The sequence below is a fragment of the Rhodoferax sp. genome (assembly GCF_039922535.1).
In the GTDB taxonomy this organism is placed as follows: domain Bacteria; phylum Pseudomonadota; class Gammaproteobacteria; order Burkholderiales; family Burkholderiaceae_C; genus Rhodoferax_B.
Genome location: NZ_JBDTEM010000505.1, coordinates 1 through 2,054 on the forward strand (window position 1 = coordinate 1; position 2,054 = coordinate 2,054).

Here is a 2,054-nt window from a genome sequence, read left to right on the forward strand (position 1 = left end):
AGCCAGGTATTCCTGAAGGGCAGCAGCAACGTGGCGTTGCTGTTCGACGAGGTCGAGGACGTGTTTCCGCCGATCTCGACCGACGCGGCGCAGCTGATGGCGCGCATGGACACCGGTGACGGCGCGGCGCTCACCGGCAGCGTCAGCGGCAAGGCCTGGGTGAACCAGATTCTGGAATCCAACAACGTGCCCACGCTGTGGGTCACCAACCGCATCGAGCAGATAGACCCGGCCTTCCGCCGCCGCTTTGCTTACCACCTGGAGCTGAAGTCGCCCCCGCCGGGCGCGCGCGAAGGCCTGGTGCGCAAAACGCTGGAAGGCGTGGCCGTGAGCGACGCGTTTGTGGCCAAGCTCACCGAGCGCAAAGGCCTGACGCCGGCGCAGATCCGCACGGCGGTGCGCTTCGCCGGGTTGGTGACCCCAGCCCTGGACATTCCGTTTGAAAACCTGATCGACCGCCAGCTCAAAAACGCCGACATGGCCCTGGGTAACAGCGCCAGCGACCACGCCCAGCGCCCCAGCGCCACCACCTACAGCCTGGACATGCTGAACGTGGAAAGCCGCTTTGAAATCCCCCGCATCGTGCAGGCCCTGCAGGCGCGCGGCCACGGCACGCTGTGCTTTTACGGCGCGCCCGGCACCGGCAAAACCGCGCTGGCCGAGCACATCGCCAAGGCCCTCGACAAACCGCTGATCGTCAAGCAGGCCAGCGACTTGATGAGCAAATATGTGGGCGAAACCGAGCAAAAAATGGCCGCCATGTTCAAAGAGGCCGAGGCCGAAAAAGCCGTGCTGCTGCTGGACGAGGCCGACAGCTTTTTGCAAGACCGGCGCGGGGCCCAGCGCACCTACGAGGTCACCGAGGTGAACGAAATGCTGCAAGGTATGGAGCGCTACCGGGGCATTTTTGTGTGTACCACCAACCTGCTGGACCGCATCGACCAGGCCGCGCTGCGCCGCTTCACCTTCAAAATCCAGTTCAAGCCCTTGCTGCGCACCCAGCGCGAGACCATGTTTGTGGTCGAAGCCCTGGGCGGGGATGCGGCGCTGTGGACCGACGCGCTCCACAGCCGTCTGGCCAAGCTCGACCAGCTCTGCTCTGGCGACTTTGCGGCGGTAAAGCGCCAGGTGGAGATTCTGGACACCGCCCTCAGCCCCGATGAATTCATGGACCAGCTAGAGGCCGAGCACCGCATCAAGCCCGAGGTGCGCGAGGCCCGGGGCATGGGATTCATGGTCTAGGTGATCCGCCTGCACGGGTTCGATTACAAAGTGTGGGTTCATCCGCCAGACCCAGAAAGCAAGCACGGTTTGCGCATGCAGCGCGCCTTGCTGGTCTGGAGCGCGGTTATGGCGCTGGGCATGCTGTGTTGGGGCGTGTATTTCGGTTGGCACGGGACCTGGTCCATCGCGGTCTGCAATATCTTGCTGGCCGCCATCGCTGCCGTTAGTGCCGTGCTCACGCTGCGGGGCCGCACCCGGAGCGCGACTTTGCTGATGGCGGGCAGCCTGTACGTCGGGCTGTGCTTGCTTTGCCTGGTGCAAGATATCCCGAACGCCCAAGCTCCCCGTTCTGCGCACCACTTCTTTTTGGTCATGGGCATGGGCACTTTTTTGATCTTTAAGGGGGAACGTGCTTGGCTGCGGCATGGAATTTCAGTGCTGTGTTTCGCCACATTTTTTGTGTTTGCCAGTACCCAATGGGGCTTCGACACACCCTATGTTTTGCCCGATGCGGTACGGATCCCCGGCACCTGGTTCAACAACACGCTCGCTTTGCTGGTGCTCTACGCCTTGTTGCACGTCATGCAGTCGGAAATGACTGCCTACAAAGCCATGGCTGCCGAGCTGCGTAAAGGCCTGTCAGGCAACCAGTTTGCGCTGTACTACCAGCCCCAGACGGACGAGTTGGGCCGCATCGCGGGTGCAGAAGCACTGGTACGCTGGAACCACCCGATCAACGGCATGGTGTCCCCGGCGGAATTCATTCCCGTGGCCGAGCAAACCGGTTTTATCTTGCCCCTGGGCCACTGGGTACTAGGCACGGCCTGTGC

General features: G+C 62.6%; 2 protein-coding genes. Both read left to right on the plus strand.

Going from position 1 to position 2,054, the window contains the following annotated elements; translation table 11 throughout:
• A partial coding sequence (locus ABI213_RS23620; RefSeq protein ID WP_348028931.1) for an ATP-binding protein occupies nt 1–1,242 on the plus strand: 1,242 nt, incomplete at its 5' end.
• Between the two features lie 75 nt (nt 1,243–1,317).
• Nucleotides 1,318–2,054: EAL domain-containing protein (locus tag ABI213_RS23625; RefSeq protein ID WP_348028933.1), on the plus strand; the 737-nt coding region annotated here is incomplete at its 3' end.